Annotated in this window: 15 protein-coding genes; 9 read left to right on the forward strand and 6 right to left on the reverse strand. The window is 51.0% G+C overall.

Features of this window, described 5'->3' with window-relative positions; all coding sequences use genetic code 11:
• Positions 1–105: 105 nt before the first annotated feature.
• The 5 genes from V2P20_RS17165 (at position 106) to V2P20_RS17185 (ending at position 6,966) form a co-directional block, all read left to right on the forward strand.
• Complete coding sequence (locus V2P20_RS17165) at positions 106–975, forward strand: phosphate-starvation-inducible PsiE family protein (RefSeq protein ID WP_331820440.1); 870 nt, start codon at positions 106–108, stop codon at positions 973–975.
• A gap of 144 nt (positions 976–1,119) precedes the next feature.
• The gene (locus V2P20_RS17170; protein WP_331820442.1) at positions 1,120–3,264 is read left to right on the forward strand and encodes an HAD family hydrolase; all 2,145 of its coding nucleotides are present in this window, start codon (positions 1,120–1,122) and stop codon (positions 3,262–3,264) included.
• Complete coding sequence (locus V2P20_RS17175; protein ID WP_331820444.1) at positions 3,257–4,105, forward strand: HAD-IIB family hydrolase; 849 nt, start codon at positions 3,257–3,259, stop codon at positions 4,103–4,105. Before V2P20_RS17170 ends, V2P20_RS17175 begins: the two co-directional genes overlap by 8 nt.
• Positions 4,098–4,988 (forward strand): PfkB family carbohydrate kinase, encoded by an 891-nt coding sequence (locus V2P20_RS17180; RefSeq protein WP_331820445.1) that lies wholly within the window; start codon positions 4,098–4,100, stop codon positions 4,986–4,988. Before V2P20_RS17175 ends, V2P20_RS17180 begins: the two co-directional genes overlap by 8 nt.
• A 16-nt stretch (positions 4,989–5,004) precedes the next feature.
• Positions 5,005–6,966: an alpha-amylase family glycosyl hydrolase gene (locus tag V2P20_RS17185; RefSeq protein ID WP_331820447.1), complete on the forward strand. Its 1,962-nt coding sequence runs from the start codon at positions 5,005–5,007 to the stop codon at positions 6,964–6,966.
• Between the two features lie 55 nt (positions 6,967–7,021).
• Here the strand turns inward: V2P20_RS17185 and V2P20_RS17190 are convergent, their stop codons facing one another.
• From V2P20_RS17190 to V2P20_RS17200, 3 genes are all read right to left on the reverse strand, one after another.
• Entirely contained in the window at positions 7,022–7,801 is a 780-nt protein-coding gene (locus tag V2P20_RS17190) for a dihydrodipicolinate reductase C-terminal domain-containing protein (RefSeq protein WP_331820449.1), read from the reverse strand.
• A gap of 300 nt (positions 7,802–8,101) precedes the next feature.
• Entirely contained in the window at positions 8,102–9,454 is a 1,353-nt protein-coding gene (locus V2P20_RS17195) for a sigma-54 dependent transcriptional regulator (RefSeq protein ID WP_331820451.1), read from the reverse strand.
• Positions 9,451–10,926 carry an ATP-binding protein gene (locus V2P20_RS17200; protein ID WP_331820453.1) on the reverse strand — a complete coding sequence of 492 codons (1,476 nt, stop codon included), beginning with the start codon at positions 10,924–10,926 and terminating at the stop codon, positions 9,451–9,453. The genes V2P20_RS17195 and V2P20_RS17200 overlap by 4 nt, the downstream gene beginning before the upstream one ends.
• 419 nt (positions 10,927–11,345) lie before the next feature.
• Between V2P20_RS17200 and V2P20_RS17205 the strand changes: the two genes are divergently transcribed.
• From V2P20_RS17205 to V2P20_RS17220, 4 genes are all read left to right on the forward strand, one after another.
• Entirely contained in the window at positions 11,346–12,455 is a 1,110-nt protein-coding gene (locus tag V2P20_RS17205) for an efflux RND transporter periplasmic adaptor subunit (protein ID WP_331820455.1), read from the forward strand.
• 19 nt (positions 12,456–12,474) lie between these two features.
• Positions 12,475–15,633, forward strand: coding sequence for an efflux RND transporter permease subunit (locus V2P20_RS17210; protein ID WP_331820457.1), 3,159 nt, complete (start codon positions 12,475–12,477; stop codon positions 15,631–15,633).
• 6 nt (positions 15,634–15,639) lie between these two features.
• Positions 15,640–17,073 (forward strand): efflux transporter outer membrane subunit, encoded by a 1,434-nt coding sequence (locus V2P20_RS17215; protein ID WP_331820459.1) that lies wholly within the window; start codon positions 15,640–15,642, stop codon positions 17,071–17,073.
• Positions 17,074–17,393: 320 nt separating this feature from the next.
• Positions 17,394–17,705 carry a hypothetical protein gene (locus V2P20_RS17220; RefSeq protein WP_331820461.1) on the forward strand — a complete coding sequence of 104 codons (312 nt, stop codon included), beginning with the start codon at positions 17,394–17,396 and terminating at the stop codon, positions 17,703–17,705.
• A 1,045-nt stretch (positions 17,706–18,750) separates the two neighbouring features.
• On the opposite strand, the gene V2P20_RS17225 is transcribed toward V2P20_RS17220, so the two are convergent.
• Genes V2P20_RS17225 through V2P20_RS17235 form a run of 3 tightly spaced genes read right to left on the reverse strand, consistent with a single transcriptional unit; the run spans position 18,751 to position 21,919 of the window.
• Complete coding sequence (locus V2P20_RS17225) at positions 18,751–19,527, reverse strand: protein phosphatase 2C domain-containing protein (RefSeq protein WP_331820463.1); 777 nt, start codon at positions 19,525–19,527, stop codon at positions 18,751–18,753.
• A 37-nt stretch (positions 19,528–19,564) separates the two neighbouring features.
• Positions 19,565–21,187, reverse strand: a complete 1,623-nt coding sequence (locus tag V2P20_RS17230) for a serine/threonine-protein kinase (RefSeq protein ID WP_331820465.1) — start codon at positions 21,185–21,187, stop codon at positions 19,565–19,567.
• A 30-nt stretch (positions 21,188–21,217) separates the two neighbouring features.
• Positions 21,218–21,919 carry an FHA domain-containing protein gene (locus V2P20_RS17235; RefSeq protein ID WP_331820467.1) on the reverse strand — a complete coding sequence of 234 codons (702 nt, stop codon included), beginning with the start codon at positions 21,917–21,919 and terminating at the stop codon, positions 21,218–21,220.
• Positions 21,920–22,234 lie beyond the last annotated feature (315 nt).

The raw sequence follows: 22,234 nt of genomic DNA on the forward strand, positions 1-22,234 counted from the left end.
ACTAAAGTTTTCTGATTCGTTCTCAAGTATCTGAAACGGACAATTAGCCTTTAATGCTAGGAATCTTGCTTGACGATTGGAGTCTAGTGTTAGAGGAAAACAGCTATGATCAGATTGATTTTTGCAAGTACAGCTCTGAAAGACTGGAATGCCGAAGAACTGTTAGGGCTTTTGAAAACCTGCCGCACCAATAACAGCGCCAGAGATATTACCGGTGCGCTTATTTATTTGCACAGGACTTTTTTTCAGATCCTGGAAGGCGACGAGCAAGCCGTTGATGAAACCTTTGAAAAAATAAAAAAAGATACGCGGCACAGAGAAGTTACCCAGATTGAAAGAAAACCGATTGCCGAACGGGATTTTCCCTACTGGAGCATGGGATTTGAGAAGCTGGACGAACGCGATTTGAATACTTTCAAAGACTTTCCCCATTTTTTTGACAAGGAATTTACGCCTGCCGGCATTGCTGCGCATCAAGGCATAATCGGTCCCTTAGTCAATCTCCTGCGCGTCAAACTGATCAAGCATGTGAGCGTAACGAAGCATGAAGAACTGCCCATAGATCACGAAGACTCGTTTATTCAGTTCCTGCATCGCACGATTCGCACGGGCGTCAAGTTTCTGGCCATGCTGATGACTTTTGTGATATTGCTCAGCATTGTCGATGTCATCTATGTCATTTACGAAAAATTGACGACGCCGCCTTTACTGCTGATGACCACTGATGAAATCCTGGATACTTTCGGCGCATTTCTGGCCGTACTGATCGCCATTGAGATTTTCTTGAATATCACTTTGTACATCCGCAGCGATGTGATTCCCGTCAAGCTGGTGGTCGCGACCGCTTTGATGGCGATTTCACGGAAAGTCATCGTCTTTGATTATAAGCATTTACCTTATGAATATGTCGGTGCATCGGCACTGGTTGTTATGGCATTGGGCATTACTTACTGGTTGATTCAGAAAAAGGAATAGCGCCTGAAACTGCATAGAACCAATAGTGTCAATGGATTCAATACAGGCTCTGCTGATCTACGGACGGCAGAAGGCTCAAATTTTTTACGAAGAGATAAGATGAAAAAGGAATGCGAAAAACCTATCAACCTCTAGCTGACTGGAATGGTTATGACAGGCAAAACAGATCCCCTTTATCTGCTTCTGATCAGTGTTCACGGCCTGATTCGCGGCCACGATCTTGAACTGGGCCGTGATGCCGATACCGGCGGCCAGACCAAATACGTCGTTGATCTGACCCGGGCGCTGGCGTTACGCGACGATGTAGAGCGCGTCGATCTGGTAACCCGCCAGATCATCGATGCCAATATCAGCGCCGACTACGGCGAACCGGTTGAGCGGCTTCAGGATAAGGCCCGCATCATCCGCATAGCCGCAGGCCCGGACGGCTATTTTCGTAAAGAGGAACTCTGGGATTATCTGGATATATTCGCAGACAATCTGCTGCACTGGCTGCACCAGCAGCCGCGCATGCCCGATGTACTGCACAGCCACTATGCCGATGCGGGCTACGTGGCCATGCGTCTGGCTCATCTGACCGGCATTCCGCTGATTCATACCGGGCATTCCCTGGGGCGCGACAAACGCGGCCGGCTGCTGGCGACGGGATTGCTCAATGAGTCCATTGAACAACGTTACCATTTATCCCGGCGCATCAATGTCGAGGAAGATGTTCTGGCCAATGCCGAACTGGTCATTACCAGCACGAACAACGAAATCGCCGAACAGTACGAGCTTTACGACTATTATCATCCCGAGCGTATGGAGGTCATTCCTCCCGGTACTGATCTGGATCAGTTTCATGCGCCGGACGGTTCGGAGATAAACACAGCGATTCACAAGAGCCTGACGCGATTCCTGAAAGAACCCGAAAAGCCGATGATCCTGGCGCTATCGCGCCCGGATGTACGCAAGAACATTGCGACTCTGATTGAAGCCTACGGCGAATGTCCGAAATTGCAGCGACTAGCCAATCTGGTCATCGTGGCCGGCTGCCGCGACGATATCCGCGAAATGGATGAAGGCGCCCAATCCGTGCTCACGGACATCCTGCTCCTGATCGACTGCTACGATCTGTACGGGCGCATCGCAATCCCCAAACACCACAACCAGGAAGACGTTCCGGTTATCTACCGCCTGGCGGCTTTATCGAAAGGCGTGTTCGTCAATCCGGCGCTGACCGAACCGTTCGGCCTGACTCTGCTGGAAGCGGCGGCATGTAGTTTGCCGCTGGTCGCGACCGAAAACGGCGGCCCTGTCGATATTATCGGCAACTGCCATAACGGTCTGCTCATCGATCCGCTCGATAAACAGGCCTTGGCTGAAGCGCTTATGGCACTGCTCAAAGACCGGCAGCAGTGGCGGACATTTTCAGAGAACGGCCTGGCCAATGTCCGTAAATATTATTCCTGGCAGGCGCATGCCGAGAAGTACGTGAACAGCATCAGGCCCTTGCTCGGCCAGCAGGTGCCGCTGCCCAAAGTCGCCCGCTCACGCAACTCCCTGCGCTATCAGGATCGGGCCATCTTCACCGATATCGATCAGAGCCTGCTCGGCAACCCGGAAGGCTTGCTGGAATTCGCCCGCTATATCCGCGACAAGCGCAGGCATGTCTTTTTCGGCATCGCGACCGGGCGACGGCTCGACTCGGCTCTTGCGGCGCTGAGGAAGCACCGTATCCCGACACCGGATGTATTGCTGACCAGCCTCGGCACGGAAATCTACTATGCGCCTCATATCACAGCCGATATGGCCTGGGCCCGGCACATCGATCACTATTGGAATCCGGGAGCTATCCGCAGGATCATGAGTGAAATGCCCGGCCTGACCTGGCAGCCCAAGAATGAACAAAGCCGTTTCAAAATCTCCTTCTATTACAATGCGGATATCGCGCCGTCCCCGGATGAGATCAATGCGCGGCTGCGTCAGGAAGAACAGGTTGTCAACGCACGGCTCGCTTTCGGGCAATATTTCGATATCGTGCCGGTGCGCGCATCCAAGGGGCTGGCGTTGCGCTATTTCTCCCAGCAGTGGAACATTCCGCTGGGACGGATACTGGTCGCCGGCGGATCGGCCGCCGACGAGGACATGATGCGCGGCAACACGCTGGCCGTCGTCGTGGCTAACCGGCACCGCGAGGAACTTGCGCAACTGGATGAACCGGAGCGTATTTATTTCGCACGGCAACCTCATGCGCTGGGCATTATCGAAGCGATCGAGCACTATGATTTTTTCAACAACAATGACTGAACGGCTGTTAATCTGTACCGATCTTGACCGCACGTTGCTGCCGAACGGCAACGCGCCGGAATCGGCACCGGCCAGGGCGCTGTTCGCGGCTCTGGCCGCGCGCCCGGAAGTGCTGCTGGCTTATGTTTCAGGGCGGCACAAGGCGCTGGTGGAGCAGGCGATAGCCGAATACGAACTGCCGCGTCCCGACTTCGTCATCGGCGATGTCGGCACCAGCATCTATGCGATAACAGCCGAGGGCTGGCAGGAATGGCCGCAATGGATAGCAGCCATCGCGCCTGACTGGGCCGGCCGCGAACATGCCGACATGCGGCGAATGTTCGGGCATCTGGCGGATCTGAGGTTGCAGGAAAGCGCCAAGCAGAACCGCTTCAAGCTCAGTTATTATGTGCCGATAGAGGCCGGTCTGCCCCGGCTGATGGCGGCGATGCGCGGCCTGCTAGGGGAGCAGGGCATCCGGGCCGACCTGATCTATAGTGTCGATGAGGCCGGTCCAATCGGATTGCTGGACGTGCTGCCGGCCAGCGCCACCAAAGTCCATGCCATTGAGTTTTTGATGCGGGAGTTAGGGTTCGGCATCGAAAATACCGTGTTCGCCGGTGACAGCGGCAATGATCTGCCGGTGCTGATCAGTCCGATCCGGTCGGTGCTGGTTGCCAACGCCAGCGCCGATGTGCGCAAGGAAGCCCAGGAGCTGGCGGCGCTGCGCTCGACAAGCAGCGCGCTTTATCTCGCCAAAGGCGGTTTTATGGGCATGAACGGCAATTACAGTGCTGGTATTTTAGAAGGTGTCGCACATTATCTGCCGCACACGCAACAATGGATGAAAATTAATGACTAATAAACCTATTACAGTGTTCGGCGAAGTGTTGTTTGATCATTTTCCCGACGGCAGCTGCGTGCTCGGCGGCGCACCGTTCAATGCAGCCTGGCATTTGCAGGCTTTTGCCCAGGCTCCGCGTTTTATCAGCCGCATCGGCCGGGACCCGTTAGGCGATGCCATTGAAGCGGCCATGCGGGCATGGGGCATGGCTGTGTCGGGCCTGCAACGCGATAGCGAACATCCCACCGGCTCGGTGCAAGTCATGATCGACGATGGCGAACCCCGTTACGCGATCCTGCCGGCACAGGCCTATGACTTCATTGCTGCCGATGAGCTGGCCGTGGAAATACACGACGGTCTGCTTTATCACGGCACGTTGGCGGTGCGGCATGAGGTGTCGAGACGGGCGCTGGCCGTATTAAAGGCCCGGCATCGCGGCAAGATTTTTCTGGACGTCAATCTGCGCGCGCCATGGTGGAAAAAGGACGATGTGCGGCAGTTGCTTGACGATGCCGACTGGGTCAAGCTTAATCATCATGAGCTGGCTGAGCTGCAGCCGCTGTCGGGCGACATCGGCGCCGATATGCGTGCGTTTCAGAGGGCTTATGGCCTTGAGGGGGTGGTCGTGACCTATGGCGATCAGGGCGCGCTGGCGGTCGACGCGGCGGGCAATCATGTCAATGTGGCGCCTGCGCCGGCTCTGCAGGTGCTCGATACGGTCGGCGCCGGCGATGCCTTTGCCGCCGTTCTGCTGCTCGGCCTGAATATGGGCTGGAATATAAAACTGACCATGGAGCGCGCGCAGTGTTTTGCTTCGGCGCTGGTCGGCCGGCGCGGCGCGACGGTTCAGGACATTGGCTTCTACCAGCCTTTTATGGAAGCCTGGGCACTCAATCAGTAGCCTCAGAGAGAAAATCATGTACGAACAAATCTCCCATTCATTGCTGAACGAAATTCTGGATGAGCTGCAGCCGAATGCATACGAACGGCGACGGGATTTGCAGCATTTTTATACGCGGCTGGGGGCGAATTTCTATGCCATCCATAATCTTTTCGAGCGCCTCTACGGGCAGCGGGATGATTTTGAACTTCAGATGCAGCGTCTGGTTGAAACGCTGGTGCGGAAATACATGCATAGGCCAAGGGAATTGAAGGACCTTGATATCGCCCGGGAAAAAGACCACAACTGGTTTTTAAGCCAGAAGTGGGTCGGTATGGCGCTCTACAGTGCGGGCTTTGCCGGCAATTTACGGAATATGGCGGCTAAAACGCCTTATTTTCAAGAGCTGGGCATTAATCTTGTGCACATCATGCCGATACTGAAATGCCCGGTCGGCAAAAGCGATGGCGGCTACGCGGTCAGCAATTTCCGTGAAATCGACGAGCGGATCGGCACGCTGGAAGACCTGCAGACAATCGCTGAGGAGTTCGGCAAACGCGACATCCTGCTGGTGCTGGACGTGGTCGTCAATCATACTTCCGATGAGCACGAATGGGCGCAGAAGGCTATTGCCGGCGATAAAAAATATCAGGATTACTATTACATTTTTGATAGCCGCGAAATTCCCGACATGTACGAGCAAAGCATGCCGGAGATTTTTCCGGAATCCAGTCCGGGCAATTTCACCTGGAACGAGACCATGCAAAAATGGGTCATGACGGTTTTCCATAATTATCAATGGGACCTGAATTACAGCAATCCCGCCGTATTCATCGAGATGATCGATGTCATCCTGTTCTGGATCAACCAGGGCGCCGATATAATAAGGCTCGATGCGGTGGCGTTTTTATGGAAGAAGATAGGCACCACTTGCCAGAATGAACGCGAAGCCCATTTGCTGCTGCAATTGATGAAAGACTGCTGTCAGGTCGTGGCGCCGGGCGCGCTGTTTATTGCCGAAGCCATCGTCGCGCCGGTGGAAATCATCAAATATTTCGGCGAAGACGCGATCATTGCCAAGGAATGCGAGATTGCCTATAACGCCACGTTCATGGCGCTGCTTTGGGACGCCATCGCCACCCAAAACTGCAAACTGCTGACTCAGGGCTTGAAGAGCCTGCCCGGCAAACTGGAGCGCGCCACCTGGCTGAACTATGTGCGCTGCCATGATGATATTGGTCTGGGTTATGATGACAACGACATTCGCGCCGCCGGTTACGATCCTTTCGCCCACCGGCAGTTTCTGATTGATTTCTATACGGGCAGTTATCCGGGGTCTTTTGCCAGCGGCGTGCCGTTCATGCGCAATGATAAAACCGGCGATGCGCGTATCTCAGGCTCTCTGGCCTCGCTGGCCGGCCTCGAAAAAGCGGCCCAATCCGGCAATGAACAGGAGATCAGGATCGCTATCGATAAAATCCTGCTGCTGCATAACCTGATCATGGCCTTCGGCGGCATCCCATTGCTGTATTACGGCGACGAGATCGGCACCTTCAATGATTACAGCTACCGCGATGATCATGATAAATTAGGCGACAGCCGCTGGATACACAGGCCGACAATTGACTGGCAACGTGTTGAACTGCGCAAGAAGCAGGGCACGATAGAGTACACGCTGTTCACCGCGTTAAAGAAGATGATCGCGATACGCAAGGAAACGACAGCCTTTGCCGATTTCAACAATCGCCATCTGATCGATACGAATAATGAGCATCTGTTTGCCTTCATGCGTTTCGATCACAACCGCTCCTCGAAAAGCGTTCTGGTGGTGAGCAATTTCAGCGCCGAACCGCAGGCTCTCGATTTGCAAACCCTGGCTCATGAGGGGTTCGGTACTTCCGGCCAGTTAATCGATCTATATTCGGGCCAGCAGCCTGTCATAGAGGAGGGCAGGCTGTCCATCCAGCCTTTCCACTTTTATTGGCTGAGTGAATATTAATTCCGGATAGTAAATTAAGTTACCTCCGGCCATGCCGAAGGTAACTTAATTTTATTCAAATTGTCGCCCTGGAAATGCCGGGCTTCGGCAATTCATTGTTGCTGGTGGCACGTAGCAGCAGGTCTTCGAAGGTATAAAAGCCGATATCGCAGCTTGCCAGTTGGGATAAAGCGAAAGCTGCGCCGGTACCGAATGCTTCACGTCTGATGGATGAATGGATTAATCGGACGGTTTGGTGAGGGAAACCGAAAATGACTTCATGCTCGCCGATAATTCCGCCGAGCCGCAATGAGGTGACTTGATCATCTTCCACGCCTAATTTTTCCGCAATCTTGAGTGCCGTGCCTGAAACTTCAGGCTTTTCCTTAAAGTGTTGCTCAAGGATTTCCACATCGGCGAAGGGTGCGACCTTGCGTAGCAGATTGGCCGCCGTCATGAGGAAATTGATCCCCAGCGTAATGTTGGGCGAGCACATCACCCGTGTATACTTTCCAAGATTGCGAATATAAGCCAGATCGCTTTTCGAATAAGCGGAAATCGCGCTGACCAGCATTATTCTGCGTTTGCGCACTATTTCTCCATACAAATGTACTGTTTCTGGCAAGGAAAAATCCACGACTGCATCAACCGGATGCCGAATAAACAGCTCCTCGAACGGTTGCTGTTCAATGCTGATGATAGGGACGGCGGTGTCTGGGTGTGTTTGAGCGACGCCGCTGGCCGTGCGGCGGGCAATCCAGCGCAGTTCGAAGCGCGGGTCGGTGCTAAATATGTTGGCTACGGCTCTGCCGGTCTTGCCGTAACCGATGAGACCAATACGTGTTTTTGGGGACACGAAAAACCTCCTTAATGTGTATTAAAGAACGGAATGATGCGCAGCCCGACAAAGGCGGCGTATTTGATTTCTACTGTGTGGATTTATACCTGTGGTTGTTTATCATAAAGGGATAATAGCAAAATAGCCGTTCATAGACCAACCTTGCCGCGCGCACTGAATGTCTGCATGGGGCAGGAAAAACCGGCAAACCCATGACCTGTCTAGCTTGAAGGTATTGGTCCACATTAATATGAAAAGGCGGCTTCGAGGCTGTGAAAGTGTTTCAGATCAGCCGGTTGATTTTCCTGCAGGAAAGTATTATCCCAGCTTGCGGTACAGGGTGCTGCGGTCCAGGCCAAGTATCCGGGCGGCCTGAATTTTATTGCCGCCGGTTGCTTCCAGAACATGGCGAATATAGGCCTGCTGAACGTCTTCGACTGTCCATCCCTGCATCATTGCCAGTTCCAGAAAATTCTTGTCGTTGAAAGGAATTTTCGAGGCTTGCGCCAGATCTTCAATAAAAAGCGTGTCATGTTCGGCAAGTACGATAGCCCGCTCCAAAGTGTTGGCAAGTTCACGGACATTGCCCGGCCAATGGTAGGCCTGTATCCAACGCAGCACTTCCGCCGAAATATTGACCGGCCCTTGTTTGCCGAGACGTTGGCAGATCGTGTCGATTAATGTCTTGATCAACTCGTTAAGGTCTTCCTTGCGCTCTCGTAAAGGAGGCACTTCAAGGCTGATCACATTCAACCGGTGATAAAGGTCCAGGCGGAACAGTTTGTCGTTGACGCGTTGTTCCAACGGCTGGTGGGTCGCGGCGATCAGGCGAACATTGACTTGCTCTTCTTTGGTATCGCCGAGTGCGCGGATTGTTCCGGTTTCCAGCGCTTGCAGCAGCTTGGGCTGTATTTCCAAGGGCAGTTCAGCGATTTCATCGAGGAACAAAGTTCCGGAATTCGCTTGCAAAAACAGTCCCGGCCTGTCTTTGTTGGCATCGGTAAAAGCGCCTTTGCGGACGCCGAACAATTCGCTTTCCACCAGACTGTGCGGCAGCGCGGCGCAATTGACGGCGATAAAAGGCCCTTGACGGTTCGGGCTGTTGTCATGAATCCAGCGTGCCACTGCGCTTTTGCCGGTACCGCTTTCTCCCGTTAAAAGCACCGTCGAATTCACTGCGGCAGCCCGTTTTGCCAGAGTGATCAATTGCCGCATGCAAGCGCTGCGGGTTACAAAAATGCTCGTGTCGCTGTTTTTATCATCGGTATAGTCGATTTTTACCGCCGTACGCCGCATTTGCCGGTCTTCAAGCGCACGGGTTACCGCGGCGTACAGTTCTTCGATGCGGAACGGCTTGGTTAAAAAGTCGCAAGCGCCTGCGTGCATGCTTTGCATCGCCAGGTCAATGCTGCCGAAGGCGGTGATCAGCAATACCAGCTGTTCAGGCCGTTTGCGGTGAATGGCAGCCATTAATTCGAGGCCGCGCATGCCGGGCATGACCACATCGGATATGACGAGATCGAACGGCTCTTTTTCTATGGCGCTGAGCGCTTCATCGGTTTGCGTGAATCCGACGGCCGAATAGCCCTCATGCCGTAGCATGTCGAGTAGATAGTCGACAATGCCGGGATCGTCGTCAATCACCAGCAGGTGAACGTTTTCTGAAGTCATGATGGATTCTTCCAGGGCAAGTGAACAATAAACCGGCTGCCTTTGCCGAATTCTGTTTCGGCGACGACACTGCCCCCCATTTCGGTCACCAATGTCTTGACCACGGCCAGTCCCAGACCGGTGCCGCCTTGTTTGCTGCGAGTGGTAAAGTAAGGTTCGAAAAGATAGGGCAGATGTTCCGGCGCGATGCCTGTCCCTGTATCGCTGACGGTAAGCCTCAGCGCCGGTATTTTATTGTCGGCATAGACAATGGAATCCTGGGACAGATCGACGCTGATCGAGCCTGTGTCAACGACTGCCGCCAGCGCGTTGGACAGCAGGTTCAACACGATCTGCTGGATGCCGTCTTTGTTGATCAGCAGAAGCGGCAATATCTCAGGATGGGTGAAAGTCATGGCCACGCCTTGGCGCCGCGCTTCGAAGCCCAGCATGTCGATGACTTCGGCTACAGCCTGGATGACATCGCAGAGCACGGGTTCGGATGACGGGCGCGGGGCAAACTCCAGGAGACGCTGGACAATTCGCGTGATACGGTCGGTCTGGTCGACCAGGATATTGGCTATCCGCCGTACCTCCTGCAAATCCTCGCTGCCGTCGGCCAGCGCTCTCGCCCTGCCGTTAATGATCTGCAGGGGCGAGCCGATTTCATGGGCCAGTCCGGCCGATAACTGGCCGATCGTTATCATCTTATCCGCATTCTGTAAGGCGCGTTGCAACTGCCGCCTTTGCTGGGTTTCGGCGTCCAGTCTGCGGTAAGCGGAAAACAATTGCACCGTCATCCGGTTGAATTCCTGCCGCACGGACGAAAGCTCGTCATTTCCGCTTATCGGTAAAGGCTCCGGCGGTTCCCGGCTGTTTCTGAAAGCCAGCATGGCTTGGCGGAGTTCCCGCAGAGGGCGGGAAATGTAAATCTGTCCTAAAAAGAAACAAAGCAGGGTGATAAATAAAATCAAGGAGAAAAAAGATAAAAGGATGTAGGTTTTGGTTTTGCTCAGATCTTCTTTCATCTTTTGCAATGACCGCACAAGCGCCAGATTGCCGGGCGTAGTGGCTGTATCCTTATTGAAAGGCAAGGACAGCACCAGAAAGTCGGGGTCTTTCGCGGGAAAATAGAATTGCTTCGTTTCACCCTCAAGTGCAGCCTGATATAGGGCTTGTTTAACGGCTTCCGGCCATACTACGTTTTCCGCATCTGCACGGATGACGCTGCGATTCTGGATGTAGATACGCACATCAATGGAAGGCTTCAGACGTTCCAGTTGCTGCAGGAGTTTTTGCACGTCTTCCGTTTGCTGATCCCGTAAAGCGTTCTCTACAGAAACCAGCAAACTGTGGGCTAATAAGCGAGTCTCTTTTTCAACATCATCCCGTAAGTCCTGCGATTCGGTTCGAAGCTGATACGTCCCGTAGATGCCAAAAACCACTAATGTCAAGGCGAACAGGGAGAAAGTTAATTTATAAATAACAGACATAGTGATGCATTCTGCACTCGCTTTTCGCAAATTGCAACACTGTATTCAGGCGAATGAATTTACAAGATGAAATATCTATAGGAAAAACAATGTTATTTAGTTTTGTTAATATTGGCATAATTATTGCTTTGTAATCAATAATTCCATGACTTGCAATGCCATTAGCCAATGTTGTCAACAACAACTCATTTACTCATTTGTACCCATTTTCTGAGAACTGCGTCCGCCTTTCAGTATTCAGCTTTCCAAATTTAAGCATGCGTTAATAGAAAAAGTGAAAGCTGGGTTTAATGAGCAGAGCAAAAAATTTTATGCCTTAAGTTTCATCTGTTTGAAAAAATCCGTAATCCTAACAGCACGAAGAAAATTCGTACGATTCTCTTGCTGTGTCAGACATTCAATTGCCTAAATGACTTCAAATGAAAAATAGCCAAATACTGTTTCTTGTCTTCTGCCTGATCACGGCATCCTGCACACCTAAAAAAGAAGTTGAGGCCGTCGATTCCCATCAGGTAATAACCCCTCTGTTAAAAGACACCACCTACAGCAGCGAATATGTTGCCGACATACAGTCGGTAAAATACGTCGAGGTAAGAAGCCAGGTTAAAGGCTACATTGAAAAAATTTATGTGGATGAAGGTCAGCCGGTAAAGGAAGGGCAACTGCTGTTTACGCTGAACCCGTTGGAATTCGAAAAGGAATTGCAAAAGGCCAATGCAGTTTATAAAAATGCCATAGCCGATTTGAAGGCTGCCCAAGTTGAGTTAACCAACGTAAGGCGGCTAGTCGAAAAAAATATTGTATCCAAAGCGGAACTGGCTGTAACAAAGGCCAAAGCGGAAGCATTGAAAGCCGACGTGGAAGAGGCTAAGGCGAACAAAGAACAGGCCGCTTTACAGCTTTCGTTCGCCAGCATCAAGGCGCCCTATGACGGCGTCATCAACCGGCTTCCGAACAAGGTCGGCAGTCTGATAGAAGAAGGCGACATGCTGACTTCCATTTCCGACAACCGGGAAGTGTTTGCCTATTTCAATCTGTCGGAAATCGATTACCTGAACTACATCACCAATGGAGAACAAAAGGCAAAAACGGTGGGTTTAAAGCTTGCCAACAGTGTGCTCTATGGGCACGCGGGAAAAATAGAAATGATCGAAAGCGAATTCGATCGTTCAACGGGCAACATTGCTTTCAGGGCCAGGTTTCCAAATCCGGACGCCATTTTAAAGCATGGGGCGAGCGGCAAGGTCATCGTCAACAAAGAGCTGAAGAACGCCTTGCAAATTCCTCAAAAATCAACGTTTGAAATTCAGGATAAGCTGTATGTTTTCGTAGTCAGCCGGGACGGAGTGCTGCAGCAAAGGAACATCGTTCCCAAAATGCGGTTTCCTGATTTTTATGTCGTGGAGTCCGGCTTATCAAAAGACGAAAAAATACTGTTCGAAGGCGTCGAAAATGTCAGGGATGGACATAAAATCAATCCTGTCGATGTTGATTTAGCCGAAGTGATGTCGTTAGACATTAAAGCTTGACCGGGCGGTAAGGATTATCATGACTTCAAGATTTATTCATCGGCCGGTACTGTCGATTGTCATCTCCATTCTGATCACGTTGATGGGATTGCTGTCTTTAACCCGACTGCCTGTCACGCAGTTTCCCGATATCGCGCCTCCCGAGGTCAACGTGACGACAAAATTTACCGGCGCCAATGCGGAAGTTGTCGTTAAGGCTGTCATAACACCGCTCGAGCGAGCGATCAACGGCGTGCCCGGCATGGCTTATATGTCGTCTGTTTCCGGCAATGACGGCAGCGGCGAAATCCAGATTATTTTCAAGGCCGGCACCGACCCGGAAGTCGCCGCCGTCAACGTGCAGAACCGGGTGTCTTCGGTGCTGGACGAGTTGCCCGCCGAAGCGATTAAAGCAGGGGTTATTGTCGAGAAAGTACAAAACGCCATGCTGTTATATATCAACATACTCAGTTCGGACCCAACGCTGGACGAGAAATTTCTTTATAACTTTACCGACATCAATGTTTTAAAAGAGCTCAAAAGAATAGACGGGGTCGGTTTTGCCGAAATCCTGGGCTCCAGGGAATACGCCATGCGCGTGTGGCTGAAGCCCGATAAACTGTTGATGTACAACATCTCGGCTACGGAAGTCATTGAAAAACTGAAAGCTCAGAACGTGGAAGCCGCGCCGGGTAAAATTGGTGAAAGCTCAGGTAAAAGGGCGCAGGCGCTTCAATACGTCTTGAAGTACACCGGCAAACATAATACCAAGGCAGCCTATGAAAACATCGTCTTGAGCAGTGCGGAGAATGGCGAAATATTGCGGCTCAGGGATGTTGCCGAAATCGAATTCGATTCTCAGGATTACAACGTTCTTTCCAAAGAAAACGGCCGGCCTTCCGCCGCCATTCTGTTAAAGCAGCGCCCGGGCAGCAATGCCAAGGAGGTGATTGACAATATCAAAGCGACCATGGCGAAGATAAAGTCCACGTCCTTTCCGCCGGGCATGGATTATACCCTGAGCTATGATGTTTCCGAGTTTCTGGATGCTTCCATTCATGAAGTCATCAAGACACTGGTAGAAGCTTTTCTGTTGGTTGCCCTGGTGGTGTTTGTCTTCTTGCAGGATTTTCGCTCCACCCTCATCCCCATTATTGCCGTGCCGGTGTCGTTGGTCGGCACGTTTTTCTTCATGCAGCTGATGGGCTTTTCCCTTAATCTCATTACCCTGTTTGCACTGGTGTTGGCTATCGGTATCGTGGTGGACAACGCCATTGTGGTCATCGAAGCCGTGCATGCCAAAATGGAGCATTCCAAAATGGGTGCACGAAAAGCCACGGAACAGGCCATGCGCGAAATCAGCGGAGCGATTATCGCCATCACGCTGGTCATGTCGGCCGTATTTTTACCGGTCGCCTTTATGGAAGGTCCTGAAGGCGTTTTTTACCGGCAGTTTTCCTTGACTATGGCGTTTTCCATTGTCCTTTCGGGGATTACGGCGCTCACCCTGACTCCCGCGCTGTGCGCCTTGTTTCTCAAGAATGTTCATGTTTCCGATCATGCTGAAAAATCAAGCCTGCAGAGATTCTTTGCAAGATTCAATAACGGGTACGACAGGCTGTCCGGCAACTACAAAAAGCTGATCGGCGCCATCGCTGACAGACGGGTTATAACGTTTGGAATATTGGTTGGCTTTTCTGTAGGCTCCGGTTTGATAGGAACTTATGTGCCTACAGGTTTTATCCCTGAAGAAGATCAAGGGACCATATACGCCAACATTACGGCACCTTCGGGAGCAACCCTTGAGCGCACCGAAAAAGTGTCGGATGAGGTGCAGCGCGTTGCATCGGGCCTGGACGGTGTGAATTCGGTTTCCAGCCTGGCAGGATTCAGCCTGCTCTCCGAAGGTACGGGCGCCGTTTACGGCATGAATCTGATCAGCTTGAAAAACTGGGATGAGAGAACAGTTTCCGACAAGGACATCATCCATATGCTGGAACAAGAAACCCGATATATCAAAGATGCCAGCATTGAGTTTTTCACGCCGCCGCCGGTGCCGGGTTATGGCAATTCCAGCGGCTTCGAAATGCGCTTGCTGGACAAGACCGGTTCGGACGATCTGCAAAGATTGCAGAAAGTGGCCGATGCCTTTGTGGAGGAGCTCAACAAACGGCCCGAGATCGTGAATGCCTTTACCACCTTCAACGTCAGTTTTCCGCAATTTCTGCTGCACATTGACGGCGACAAGGCTGCGCAAAAAGGCATCACCGCCGAGAACGCCATGAGTACGCTGCAAACCCTGATCGGCAGCGAGTATGCCACCAACTTTATCCGTTTCGGCCAGATGTATAAGGTCATGGTGCAGGCGCTGCCCGAATACCGTGCTCAGCCGGATGATCTGATGGAGCTGTACATCAAAAATGACGCCGGAAAAATGGTGCCTTTTTCCTCCTTTCTTCGCGTTGAAAAAGTCTATGGCCCTGAGCAGGTGACGCGCTACAACATGTACACCTCGGCCATGGTCAACGGCCAGCCGGCGCCAGGGTACAGCAGCGGGCAGGCCATTGCCGCGATCAAGGACGTGGCCGCGCAAAAACTGCCGAAAGGCTTTGGCTACGATTGGGCCGGCTCATCCCGGGACCAGGCCCAGGCGGGCAACCAGGCGATTTATATTTTTCTGATTTGCCTGGTGTTCGTATACCTGCTGCTTGCCGCCCAGTATGAAAGCTTCCTGCTGCCCATGCCGGTTATTCTTTCTTTGCCGATCGGCATATTCGGAGCCTTGTTTTTACTGATGGTCATGGGTCTGGAAAACAATATCTACGCGCAGATCGCCATGATCATGCTGATCGGCATTCTCGGCAAGAACGCCATTCTGATCATTGAGTTTGCCACGATGCAGCACCGGCTGGGGAAAACGCCGCTCGAAGCGGCCATTGAAGGCGCCACGCTGCGCCTGCGTCCCATTTTGATGACCTCCTTTGCCTTTATTGCCGGTCTGATTCCGCTGATGTTCGCTTCGGGGGCGGGAAAGATAGGCAACAATACCATTGGCACGGCAGCTGCGGGAGGCATGCTTTTCGGGACCATTTTCGGGGTCATTGTCATTCCGGGGCTTTATGTGGTGTTTGCAAGCATTACAGACAAGCGCAAGCACGACGGAAGAAAAGAAGAAATGGCTCTCTCGGAAACTATTTAAGATTAAATGAAGAATAAAATTTATTACCCCTTGGCCATCTCGTTTTTGGCCGTAACCATCAATGGCTGCGCATCGCTCGATACCAACCTGTCCATTCCGGAAAAGGCGATTCCTGCAAGTTTCCAAAATCAGAAAAACACGGCCACGACTATTGCAGACATCAACTGGCGCCAATACTTTACCGATCCGCTTCTGGTAAAGCTGATCGATACCGCCGTGGCCAACAACCTCGATCTGCAGATGGCCTTGCAGCGGATTGAAGTCTCGCGCTCCAGCGTGAAGCTGGCAAACGGGGCGCTGTTGCCGAAAGTGGATTTGAGCATAGGCGGCGGGGTGCAAAAGTTCGGGCTTTACACCATGGACGGGGCGGGCAACGCCTCTACCGAAATCACGCCCGGGCAAATTGTTCCCGAAAATCTGACCGATCTCTTTTTAGGCCTGCAGGCCTCCTGGGAAGTCGATGTCTGGGGCAAACTGCGGAGCCAGCGCAAGGCGGCAATCGAGGGCTATCTGTCGAGCATTGAAGGCACCCACTTTGTTATTTCCAATTTGGTGGCCGATGTCGCGGTTAACTACAACGAATTGCTGGCCTTGGATAATGAACTGGACATCATCAGGCAGACCGCCCAGAAACAGCAGGAGGCGCTGGAGGTCGTCAAACTGCAGAAAGAAGCCGGCAGGGCGAATGAACTGGCCGTACAGCAGTTCAGGGCTCAATTGCTCAATACGCAAGCCCTGGAAAAACAGACGCTGCAACAAATCACGGAAGCCGAGAATCGGCTTAATTTCCTGCTGGGGCGCTATCCGCAGCCCATTGAGAGGAAGAAGGAAGTGCTGTTCGAAGCGGTTCCTCAGCAAATCGCATCGGGCGTTCCTTCGCAATTGCTGGCAAACCGCCCCGATGTCCGCGAAGCCGAACATCAGATTGAGGCCAGCAAGTTTGATCTGAAAGCGGCAAGGGCGGCCTTTTTCCCGAATTTCAACATCACGGCGACGTTGGGATATCAGGCATTCAATCCAGAATTTTTATTTCAGACACCGGCTTCACTCGCTTATTCACTGTTTGGAACCGTAGTGGCGCCGCTGATCAATATGAATGCGCTGAAAGCGCAGTTCAACACGGCAAAAGCCAATCAGTTGTCGGCAATGTACAACTATCAGAAAACCATTCTGAACGGTTATGTCGAAGTGTCGAATGAGCTTTCCAAGATGAAGAATTTGCAGCAAGTCCATTTCCAGAAAAAGCAGCAAAGCGAAGCATTGAAAAAGTCTATTGAAACATCTGATGAGCTTTATAAATCTGCCAGAGCAACATACCTGGAAGTGCTTATCGCTCAACAAAATGCGTTGCAGGCCAATCTCGAATTAATCGATGTGACCAAGCGCCAACGCATATCGACCGTAAAAATTTACAAGGCATTGGGCGGGGGATGGAGTTAATAGCTGGGCAGCCTTAACCTCGTCAAGAAATATGGCAGTGAATATCCTTATAGCAGGCAAAGTAACCGATCATTATTTGCAAACAACAAGAGCCGCCCAAGTTGAGGCAGGCTATAGGCCCGATGTCTGCTTAGTTTGACCGTAATGGCACGAATAGCAATCGAGAGCCAAAATATAAATAATAACTTTCAAATAGCGAAAATCCAGCATAAGTCAACATCAACTAATCATTACACCAATTCAGGCTGCGCCTTGCCGGCAGCCGTTATGCTGTATGTTTGACAAAAATAGTTTAACTCCATACTGATGGAGGTTGTCTTATGAAAACAATCAAGATGGCGATCATATCCGCCCTAGCCATTGGCTTCATAGCCTGGCTGCGGCCGAATCAGCCAAATTCGGTAAAAGAACAAGCAGAGAGAGAATTTGGCGCAACTAACACCCCGGTATTCGCTTCATTGCATTCTGATTCCGCATTGGGTTCAGGCCTTAGAAAACGGATCGATAATAATGCTACTCAACCATCCAATTCAGCGCCGTTTTATATCCTATTCACTTCCAATCGCTTAAGCCTTGAGGCTTCCGGTCCCGCTCCAAGCCACTGGTCCGGTAAACTGGGATTACTCTCGTAATGAGCGAAAACATGGCCAATCCAACAGCCATAATTCAGTTTCGCAAGCTTTCTATGGAGGACGAAATTTTGGTCTAGTTGTTTTACTTTGTCATATATCAATGAGGGTAAAGACATGATTATACGATCAACAAACAAGAAGATGCGTTACGTAGGCACATTGGCGACATTTTTGGGTTTCGGGCTCGTAACTAACACAGCTACTGCTGACCTTTTATTCGCAACACAGAACAACAGTCCACAAAATGGCGCAGCCGCTAGAAATCTTGACCTTAATGGTCCGCAGGCTGGCGGTCAAACAGTTACTTTCAATACAGCGCGCCCAAATCAGTTAGTGCGCATCATCTTTAATGCTACAGGTGCAGTGCGAGGCAATTTTTCGGCCAAGCTAGTGGCTACGATTCTTGTTGATCCTAGTGGCCAACAAGGTCAGGTTGTATGCTCATTCTCTGGCAATGGAACCAGTGGAACGAGCGGAACCAGTGGAACGAGCGGAACCAGCGGAACCAGCGGAACCAGTGGAACTAGCGGAACCAGTGGAACTAGCGGAACTAGCGGAACTAGCGGAACTAGCGGAACTAGCGGAACTAGCGGAACCAGTGGAACCAGTGGAACCAGTGGGACTAGCGGAACCAGTGGAGAATTGGATGGCGCATTCGTATCCGGCAATGGCACGCCTAATGTACTTGATGGGGCGGTGAGCGCTACCAAACAGTGTGCATTTCTAGTTCCCACCGCCGGAGTTCATAGTATCTCTGTTCGAGTGACACCTACTCCAGCAAACCAATGGCTGATTGATGACCTTTCTCTAGTGATTGATAGGTGACTCTAAAATCTCGCTAAGTGTGTAGTGATTGCAAGCTAGCCTGACAGTCTCCGAGCTTCCAGCGCTGTCTGTCAGGTTAGGTTTTGCTGACATTAGCGCAACCAAAACAGGGCTGGAACGAAGCGGATAAAGCCCTGGTAATTCCGTACAGGAAGTAACGCTTAAAGATTGAATAAAGCTTTATTTGAATGTGAGGAAGGAAAACAGAAGATTTCTGACCTTAATCCTTTTTAAAAAGGCAGCGCACTTTCTGTATAAAACCCGTTTGCGCTTGTTCCCATTGCGCCAATGTAACGCTGATATTATCGCAATGCGGGCCTCCATTCTGTAAAGCCAGGGTTACAAGATGCTCAGGGCCATCCTGATCAAGCGGATGATTCTGAAGAATAGCCGGAATCTGGTCTTTTTCTATAAATTGCCAGAACCCGTCACTGCATAGCAGGAATATATCGCCGCTTTTCAAAGCGTCTGTATGAATATCGGGCTCCGGTTTTTTAGCGCCTCCCAGGCGTTTGTAAAGCTGGTTTTGTAAAGATCTGGCTTCACTGCCGCGATCTTCAATAACGCCCTGATCGATCATCAACTGAACCAGTGAGTGATCCAGCGTTTGATTGATCAGCCGGCCTTGCCTGTAATGGTACAGGCGCGAGTCGCCGATATGGGCCCAATAGGCCTGCCGTTTGTCGATATACAGCAGGACGCAGGTTGTGCCGGGCGCCAATGAACTATCTGCTTCAAGTTGATTAATTTTTTCATGGGATTGACTGCAGATAGCCTCAAGAAATAACTCGGGATTGCGAATTCTGTTTTTTTTGAAAGCCTGTTCAGCGGTGTCTACGACAATTTGCGCGGCCTGACCGCCTTTGGGGATTCCACCCATGCCGTCAGCGATAACCATTAAATGCCTTTTTCCATCCCCTGTGTGGAATATGCCTATGCGATCCTGCTGTTCACTGCGTTTGCCTATGTTGATCGCTTGTCCAAATTTCCAGGGCATCAGGGACTCCTCTCTTTAATGTGTTGTCATACACTGTTTAATCAAATATCGATTTAATCTTTCCAAACAGGCGCTGGGGGGCATCCGTAAAGGCGTTGGTTTTCTTTCTGAGCGCCAGCAATCTGGAAGAGTTAGGGTAAATGGAAAGCCCTCTTTGAATATTTCCTTTGGCAGCGGTGTAATCAAAAGCGTCCAGATTAGACTCGGCCAGATCTGCATAAGCATTGGCGACCTTGAATTTTCCTTGTTGGGCTTCGGTGTTGCTGGGGTCCAGAAGCAGGACTTCATGAAAATAGTACAAGGCGTTATTTCTGGAGGGCGAAGTCAATCTGTAGGTCTGCAGCGCCTTTGCCGCTTCTGAAAGATACAGATCAATTTTTTCCTGCATGGACGCATACAGGGCTCCGATGCGCGTTATGCCCTGGGTGGCAATAGCATTATCAGGGTCTATTTCAAGCACCAGATTGTATGCATCGTATGCCTGTTTCAGAATTGGCATGGATAAGTTCGGCTTGGCCAGAAGGGCTTCTGTCTGGGCAAGCAGTTGCCGGATTCTGTTCTCGTCCAGTAAAGGAGGCGGCGCTTCGGCAGTAGCGCTTTTATTTCGGGCAGGATCGGCCGAAGAGTCCTCTGATGAAGCCGGTTCTATATTTAAATAAGGATAAAAATAGATGGCGGCTGATAATATGGCGGCGCTTGCCGCGCCAAGCCATACCAGCTTGTAGAGGCGTTTTTGGGTGGCGCTTGGCTGATTTGTTGAAAGCGGACTTTCAACGGGCGCTTTGGCTTTCTTGTCGGCAGAAGGCGTGGCCCTGCCGGTTTTCCGGGTCAACACACGCCTGGAAGCAGGATTTTGGAGCTGTTCAAGAAAGTCTGCCAGATCGCCGGCGGAGTCAAAGCGATCATCCGCATCCTTGGCAATCATCAAATCCAATGATTCCTGATATCGTGCAAGGCGCTTGGGGAGCGGAGGGGCTTCGGTCGTTAAATGCGCGATGATGATTTCAATCGGGGAATCGCCTTGGAACGGTTTTTGCCCGGTCAGCATTTCGTAAAAAATAATGCCGAGACTGTAAATATCCGTTCTGGCATCGAGCGGTTTCTGCTCGGCTTGCTCCGGGCTTAGATAATGGGGGCTGCCGATGGCCGAGCCGTCCATGGTCAATGAAGTATCGGACTGAAGTTGCTTGGCCACGCCAAAGTCCGTCAGGACAGGCGAGCCATTTTTTCTGAAAAGAATGTTTTCAGGTTTGATATCCCGGTGGATGATGCCTTTCTGGTGGACAAAATCGAGACAGCGTGCGAGCAGTTTTATCAACTGTATGGCTTCATCCGGCGGCAAGCCGGCATGGATGCGCTGCTTGAGATCTCCGCCCTCAATATACTCCATTGCCAGGAAGCAGCGCCCATCGACCTCGCCCAAGTCATGGATGGTAATGATATTGTGATGGTTCAATGAGGCGATGATCCTGCCTTCATTGAAGAAACGCTTGATTTGGGCTTCGGTATCAAATTTTTTCAGAATCTTCAAAGCGACAGGGCGGTCGAGAGATTTCTGTGTCGCCAAAAAAACAGAAGCCATGCCGCCTTCGCCCAAAAGCTTCTGGATCGTGTAGCCGGGAACCTGGAGAGTCAATGGTAGCTTTTCACTGTTGAGCAAAAGGATTAGGCGCCTTTAATCGGCGGCTCATCATTTGTTGATGAAACGAAATTTTGTTCCGCGGATTTCGATATCATCGCCGTGCTTGAGTTTTACCCTGGCTTTGACCGTGCTGCCGTTATGGCGGATTTTTCCGCGTTTTTCCGGAACCAGATAATAACCGTCGCTTTGGCGGACGATTTTGGCGGCGACTTTCGGGGCAAACCAGCCGTCGACCTGGATATCGCAATCCGAGGATTTTCCAATGACAAAGCGGGTTTTTGACAGTCTGAATGTGCGGCCGGCCATTGCGCCGCCGGAAGCTTCAAGGCAAGCGTTGCTGGCCTCCTTGTCTTTTATCAGGCTTTCCAGTCTGGAAACGTCGACCTCCACGGTAGCCGATTGGGGGTTGTTGCCTTTTTCAATTGCGGTTCTTGAGTCTGTTGCCGCAACAGGCAGGGGTAAATCAACCGCGATGAATCTTAGTGTGTGTTTAAAAATACTTATTTCATCGCCAAAATTTAATTCTGCTTCCGATATCCGCTCGCCGTTTACATAAACGCCATTTTTGCTTTTGAGGTCATGAATGGTGTATTTGTCACCGTTTTTGATGATTTCAGCATGATTGCCTGAAACACCTACGTTGTCGATTACAACATCATTATCCTGATTGCGGCCAATTCTGGTGATGAGGGAGTCCACCTCGTGTTTGGATTTGAGTTCATCGTTAAAGTAAATATTCAGGTAGCCCATAGCGCAGTTCGTCTGATCAAAAATATAAATAACTAAAGTATAGGATAGAAATTATTTTTTGATGGTTACGGCGCCTCTTAAATAAATTTAAAGCTGAAGGCGAAAGTTTTCAGTAACTGGCCAGGAATATAATTGTTTAATCTCTGAAAACGGTGAATTGGGCGAATTGTCTACTGGTTTAATAATTTCTAAGGCAGAACCAGGTAAGATTGCTTGAAGATGAGGCTTTCCCGCCAGCTCAACAGAATCTCCAGAAGAAGCCGGGCAAACCGGCCGGTTGGCGGCCAATTTCGGAAGTCGAAAAATTTTCAACAG

This window comes from Methylobacter sp. Wu1 (assembly GCF_036553575.1).
In the GTDB taxonomy this organism is placed as follows: domain Bacteria; phylum Pseudomonadota; class Gammaproteobacteria; order Methylococcales; family Methylomonadaceae; genus Methylobacter.

What these genes read in the sequence shown, in the direction of transcription:
- V2P20_RS17165 (WP_331820440.1), top strand. Translation starts at nt 106, where the DNA reads ATGATCAGATTGATTTTTGCAAGTACAGCTCTGAAAGACTGGAATGCC.
- V2P20_RS17170 (WP_331820442.1), top strand. Translation starts at nt 1,120, where the DNA reads ATGGTTATGACAGGCAAAACAGATCCCCTTTATCTGCTTCTGATCAGT.
- V2P20_RS17175 (WP_331820444.1), top strand. Translation starts at nt 3,257, where the DNA reads ATGACTGAACGGCTGTTAATCTGTACCGATCTTGACCGCACGTTGCTG.
- V2P20_RS17180 (WP_331820445.1), top strand. Translation starts at nt 4,098, where the DNA reads ATGACTAATAAACCTATTACAGTGTTCGGCGAAGTGTTGTTTGATCAT.
- V2P20_RS17185 (WP_331820447.1), top strand. Translation starts at nt 5,005, where the DNA reads ATGTACGAACAAATCTCCCATTCATTGCTGAACGAAATTCTGGATGAG.
- V2P20_RS17195 (WP_331820451.1), bottom strand. Translation starts at nt 9,454, where the DNA reads ATGACTTCAGAAAACGTTCACCTGCTGGTGATTGACGACGATCCCGGC.
- V2P20_RS17200 (WP_331820453.1), bottom strand. Translation starts at nt 10,926, where the DNA reads ATGTCTGTTATTTATAAATTAACTTTCTCCCTGTTCGCCTTGACATTA.
- V2P20_RS17205 (WP_331820455.1), top strand. Translation starts at nt 11,346, where the DNA reads ATGAAAAATAGCCAAATACTGTTTCTTGTCTTCTGCCTGATCACGGCA.
- V2P20_RS17210 (WP_331820457.1), top strand. Translation starts at nt 12,475, where the DNA reads ATGACTTCAAGATTTATTCATCGGCCGGTACTGTCGATTGTCATCTCC.
- V2P20_RS17215 (WP_331820459.1), top strand. Translation starts at nt 15,640, where the DNA reads ATGAAGAATAAAATTTATTACCCCTTGGCCATCTCGTTTTTGGCCGTA.
- V2P20_RS17220 (WP_331820461.1), top strand. Translation starts at nt 17,394, where the DNA reads ATGAAAACAATCAAGATGGCGATCATATCCGCCCTAGCCATTGGCTTC.
- V2P20_RS17225 (WP_331820463.1), bottom strand. Translation starts at nt 19,527, where the DNA reads ATGCCCTGGAAATTTGGACAAGCGATCAACATAGGCAAACGCAGTGAA.
- V2P20_RS17235 (WP_331820467.1), bottom strand. Translation starts at nt 21,919, where the DNA reads ATGGGCTACCTGAATATTTACTTTAACGATGAACTCAAATCCAAACAC.